The sequence below is a fragment of the Thermogutta sp. genome, from assembly GCF_014359955.1.
Classification (GTDB): Bacteria; Planctomycetota; Planctomycetia; order Pirellulales; family Thermoguttaceae; genus Thermogutta.
The window spans coordinates 1-5,858 of record NZ_JACIYL010000222.1; the positions used below are offsets into that span (position 1 = coordinate 1).

Genomic DNA, 5,858 nt, shown 5'->3' on the forward strand with positions numbered 1-5,858 from the left:
ACGCATTTCGGGAGGACTTTGTTATGCAACAGCCTCGCATTTCACGAAGACGCGCGTTGCAATCCCTTCTGGCCACGTCGTTAGCCATTCCGTCATTCGTCAAGGCGACGGCCTTAGGGCTCGAAGGAACCACGCCACCTAGCGAACGGGTGACAGTTGGACACATCGGGGTGGGAGGACGCGGACGGGATTTGCTTCGTGGTTTCATGACTTGCCCCGGAGCGCAACCTGTCGCGGTCGCCGACGCCTATCGCGACCGTCGCGAGGCGATGGCGGAAATGATCAAAGGAAAGGCCTACGGAGACTTTCGCGAATTGCTGGCCCGCGAGGATATCGACGCGGTGGTTATTGCCACCCCTGATCACTGGCACGTGCCCATCGCAATCATGGCAGCCAAAGCCGGCAAACACGCCTACGTGGAAAAACCGCTCGGACTGACAGTCGAGCAGGACCTGCTGTGCCGGAAAGTTTTCCGGGAAACCGGCCGTGTATTCCAGTATGGAACCCAGCAGCGGAGCATGGCCCACTGCCGATTTGGCTGCGAACTGGTCCGCAGCGGGAAGATCGGCGAACTGAAAAGGATCGAAGTGATTGCCCCTGATGGCGGAGCAGGTGGCTCCACTGAGCCGGCTCCCGTCCCACCCGAGCTGGATTACGAAATGTGGATCGGTCCAGCCCCCATGAAGCCGTACACGGTGAGCCGCTGCAATCCGCCGGGGACCTACTGGATTTATGACTACTCCATCGGCTTTCTGGCCGGTTGGGGGGCCCATCCGCTGGACATCATGATCTGGGGGTGCGACGCGGATTTGGCGGGTCCGATGACGTTCGAAGGGACCGGTGAGATCCCCAAACAGGGACTTTACGATACGGTCATCCACTGGAATGTGACCGTCCAGATGGCCAATGGGGTGGTGATGACGTTCAAGCCGGGCAGCGATTCAACGAAGTTTATCGGCACAGAAGGCTGGGTGGACGTGCGTCGGTCGGGGATTGATGCGGAACCGAAGTCCCTCCTTAAGTTGGAGCTGGGTCCCAATGATGTTCACCTGACCCGCAGTCCGCGGCACGATCAGAATTTCATCGAAGCCGTCAAATCCGGCGGAAAGGCCATTGCCCCCATCGACGAAGCCGTCCGATCGGACATCATCAGCCATATGTGCGATATTGCTATTCGCACCGGCCGGAAGATAACGTGGGATCCCAAGAAAGAAGAAATCGTTGGCGATCCGGAGGCCGCCAAGATGCTGTCTCGGCCCATGAGGCCGCCCTGGAAGCTGGAGGTTTGACCGGCTGGTCCATTGGGATAGTGGCGGGGACGGCTTCCACCAACTTTCCCAGCGACCGTTCCGTGCACGAATCAGGTGGTAAGCGGTGAGGCCGGGTGTGTACAGCGCCCGGCCGCTGCCGCGCTGTGTCCGAGCCGCCACCAACAAAGGTCAGGCCTCCGCCCGAGCTGTGCAGGAAGCGACAAAATCAAGCTCGGGTGTCCACTCAATGAGCGTCATCAACGACGGCTGGTATCCACGGAAGATTGCGGCTCTTTCGACACCGTGTAGACCCATTGAGGCTCGCGGCTTTCGATGCGCAAATCGGCCCAGCATCCCCAATCGCCGACGGAGTTGCCCGCCGGTCCCACGTCTGCCACGAGTTTCAGCCTGATGGTTTGTCCCGCCCACGGGCTCAGGTCAAGCTCCCAGGGATGCCAGGAGTGCTCCCGTTGGGTGATTTCTCCAAGGAGCTTTTGCTGGCCGCCATCGTCAACCACATAAACCTGGTAGAGGATACCGTCTCCGGGATCGCTTCCATCCCCTTTGCCCACAGCACATCGCAAACAGGCGGGCACCTTTGGTGGGAGATGAACCGGTTTGAGGATGGCCGCCACGTAACCCACACCTCCACGATAAGGGGGATGCATGAACAGGGACAGTTTTTCCACGCCGCCACAGGACGTTTTTATTTTGTCCACGATAGCTCCTGTGGCGGAGTCAACTGGGCCTTCGTTCCCACCGCGCACACATTGCACAGTGAATTCGATTTCAGGAAAGGGCGCAATTTCCACGAGCTGGCGGTTTACACGAAGTTGCCACATCTGGCGGAGAGTGAAACCATCCGCACTGAGTTCCACCGGCACAGGCATGACGCCCTCCTTTTCCGGTGGGTGGAAGGGTACGGAGACCATCGTCCAGCTCTCCGGAGCGAGTTTAACCTGTTGAGTGGCTTCCCCCAGTTTAACCAGGAAAAGTTTTTCTTCCGGCAGATTGGAACGCAGTGACAGCAACCATTTTTGCTCGGTGGCGTTCACCTGGAGGTCAACATCGGCCACAGGAACGATGCGGAAATCCAACCATTGTCCGTTGTGCGAATGCCACACGAGACTTCCCGGCTTGGCATCGAGGGGAACAATCCAGGACCCAGGAGGTTGCCCTTCGATCTTCACGGTCTCCCCGGGTACGACCGCTTCCCGATCGCAGTTGGGGCTGGTGGACGGTGGCGGTTCGGGTACGAGTCGGTAGCTGAAGGATAGATTCTGGGGAACCACGTGGACAAATCCCCGAGCGAACCTGACCTCGACCGGCTGGCCTTCCCTGCCCTCTTCATCAAGGCCGGTTGCCTTCGCTGACTGGCCATTTAACTTGACAGCCATGACGGTGCAATCGAGGGGGATCAACTCAAAACTCCCGTCCGATTTGGGCAACAGGACGAGTTGCCCGTCACAGAGTGCACGTGGAAAACGCGTGATTCTGCCGCGGCCGTTGGCGTAGATGTATGCCGGCGATTCGACGTAGTCGCAACGGTGGCCATTGATCAGTGCTGAATACGCGAGCAGGTGGCCATCGGGAAATTCTCCCCGCGCACACCAGCCGTTGGGCGGTAATGTCAGGTCCATTTCCGGGATATGCCACAAATCGCGGGAGTGGCCGTTTACCCACAGTTCGAGACCGTTGGAGTACTTCACGTACACCTGGGACCGGCGGTACGCTCCTGTGAGAAGAGCTCGGCTGGTCGGTTCCAATCGCCCTTCTTCGTTGCAGTAACGGATATCCGTTACTGTTGCCTGGGCATATCGGGCGTGAATCTGTTGGACGGAGTAATAACTGCGGACCGCGTTGCCCATGCCACCTTCCATGACGAGAAAACCCGTGTGGCCAAAGGCCAGTGTGGCCGCGAGAAAGCGATCCAGGGCCTCCTCGTCGCTCAGGTGCGGGTGCCCCTGCGGATAGAACATCCCCAAATTTCCCATCCCGAAATTGCAGCACAGGGGATGGAGTTTCCGCAGGTCAAAGTCGACCAGCCAGGGATTGATGTCGAGCCGGGCGAGCTGGTCCTGGCCGTAATTGCCATCCGTCAGACCACAATAGTACCAGTGGTTGTTTCCTTCACTGTAGACCGGCCCATTCCAGGTGGCCTTCTGGTGGAGCATGATCTCACCATAGGCATAGAATGTGGCAGCAAATGTTCCGGCTCCTGGTACACGGGCATCGAAGTCACAGTAATCCCACGGACGCACGGCCGTGTGGACGTCGCAGTAGGCGGTGCTGAGATGGAATTTCTCCTGGATGATGGGGGCCAGTTTGGCCTCGAATTCCACTGCTCGGGCCGGCTTGAGGTTGTAACAGCGTGGCCAGGCCCGTCGCCAGCTACCGTCCGACAGCCGCGTGACACAGTCCTCATCCCAGAACTCATTGACGGGAGCGTAGTCCGTGTAGTTGTTGTAAATACCGTAGCGAAAACCCAGCTCCTGCATTTTCTGGGCGTACCAGCGCTGTCCTTCGTCGCCGCCCTTTCCCGGTGCTGCACGGGTACGCAGGGTGAAACTCTCGCCGCCGTCTCGCCAGCCTGTTTCGTGGTCGGTGACGACGATTTTTGTCATACCGTAGCGGGCGACGCGCTTCCATAGCGCATAATCATGCTCGCGATTTGATGCTCCATGAGCCCGCCAGACTCGTTCGCCAGCAACATGCATCCAGGGAGACTTTGGATTGGGAATATTGGGCAAGACCTCTTCAAATTGAGGCGACACTGTCAGGAAGAATCGCTCGAAGCAGTCATTGAGCTTGCCGTCTGTTCTGGGCAGATAGCGGGCGCCGCCGTTGTACACGAGATGGTGTGGGGAAGGATCATTGATCGCGAAAAGGGCTGATGCATTGGAACGATAGTAGTCCACAAGTCCCATCATGAACAGAGGCTGGCCTGCATCACCCGCCACGACCACAGCCGGCCGTCGGGCGTCGCAGGTCAGGTAAGGCAGCGTGACCAATCGTGGAGAAGGGACACCTTCGGCATATCCAAACTGCACTTCTCCCACCGTACCGCCGCGACAGGCGACATCAATGACGAGGCTTTTCTGCCACAGCCGGAACGTGTAGGTCACCTCTGTGCTGAGACCGTCGGTCTCCGCCCGCCAGCGGGAAACGACGAGCTGATCTTTTCTCCGGCAGTCGAGGAGCGTGTATCTCGGCTCTACAACTCGTCCATCGGACAGGCGAAGTCGAATGCCTCCGCTCACCATCGGTCGGAACGTCAGCCCGTTTGACCAAACGACGGCGACATCGCCCCAATGTCCTTCCCGCGGTTGGTAACGATAGGTAAACCGGGAGTCGGCTCCCTCGTAACGGAATTCAAAGGCGTCACCCGTTTGGACAAGTTCTGTGCGATATGGCTGCGTGAGCTGGTCGGGAAGGATGGTTTTTTCTCGCGTGGGGAACGGAAGAACCCCGGGGCCGGTGTTGGTGCCGGTCGTCTGACCTTCCGGCAGGGTGAGGGGACGCCGGGGTCGCGGAGCAAAAACCAGGGGCGGCAGCGGTTCCAGGTAGGGTGTCAGGTTGTCGAAATACAGAACACGGTCCTCAGCGTTTGTGCCCCCGCTGATCTCGATGCCCTCGACCACCCCGCCCCGCTCCAGGGCCTTGGCATCTTCCGGACGAAGGCGGGTGTGGACGAGAAACCATTCCCGCCAGTACACACGGCCCATATCGACTCGGATAGATCGGCCATCGGGGGACTTCAAGAGGATGGTGATCTGCACCTGAGGCGTGGTTGGGTCCGGAACCCAGGCCCAGTTATTGCCGTAGATCCACACGTTGACGCAGTCCACTGGACCTGCAAACGGCACAGGCTGCGGCGGCCTGACAATGATTGCGGGATTCGGGCCGACACCCCGGTAAGTCAGTTTGCCCACGTACTTTCCCCAGATCTGTTGCTCGCGGGAGCGGATGAACGAAGCCACCGCATTTCGGGTTTCCACGGTCCATCCGTCGAGGTTTTCGAAGTCGATGAGCGGAGGTCGCGTATCCTCCGTGCGGCCGGCCCAGTCCATTTCGTAGGGGCGCTTGCCGACAATTTCCTCCGCCTCACAAAAGAAACAGGAGACTTGTGTTCCAAGCAAAATGCCCAAAAGCGTCAAGTACTCGCAGTAGTTTAAGTGATGCATGGTCGTCTCCCTCAAGGACCACAGGTTGAGCATGATCCCGGCCCGCCCTTCGCGGAAAAACATCGGGAGGAAAGTGAGCGAAATGTGCTGGAAGGCGAGGTATCAACGCGCGGGGGCACTTGTGCGCCGCGTGCGAAGGAACCACAATTCTCGTCGGTCGAGGCCCATTATGTTCTGCCCTCTGGCGAAAAGCCAGTGGGTATGGCTCTGCGAGGAGGAATTTGCCATGCGATCTGTGTCACGGCACCATGGGGTTTTGTCATGGGTGATGATCCTGGGCAGCGTCATCCTCGTCTCTGTGAAACAGAAACATGTGGCTGCAGAAGATGCCCGCTACCCCGACCGCTGGGTGTGGGTCTTCGGCTACGGTTTGGCACGAGACGGGGATGTCGCGGCGGTGATTCAATTGCTGGATCGGGCTGGC

At 59.0% G+C, this 5,858-nt stretch carries 3 protein-coding genes; 2 read left to right on the forward strand and 1 reads right to left on the reverse strand.

Going from position 1 to position 5,858, the window contains the following annotated elements:
- Positions 1–1,289, forward strand: a 1,289-nt coding sequence (locus tag H5U08_RS08625; protein WP_366494291.1) for a Gfo/Idh/MocA family oxidoreductase, incomplete at its 5' end; no start/stop codon positions are given.
- A 218-nt stretch (positions 1,290–1,507) separates the two neighbouring features.
- Here the strand turns inward: H5U08_RS08625 and H5U08_RS08630 are convergent.
- Positions 1,508–5,434 carry a hypothetical protein gene (locus H5U08_RS08630; RefSeq protein ID WP_297032193.1) on the reverse strand — a complete coding sequence of 1,309 codons (3,927 nt, stop codon included), beginning with the start codon at positions 5,432–5,434 and terminating at the stop codon, positions 1,508–1,510.
- Positions 5,435–5,660: 226 nt separating this feature from the next.
- On the opposite strand from H5U08_RS08630, the gene H5U08_RS08635 reads away from it, so the two are divergent.
- Positions 5,661–5,858: hypothetical protein (locus H5U08_RS08635; protein ID WP_297032194.1), on the forward strand; the 198-nt coding region annotated here is incomplete at its 3' end.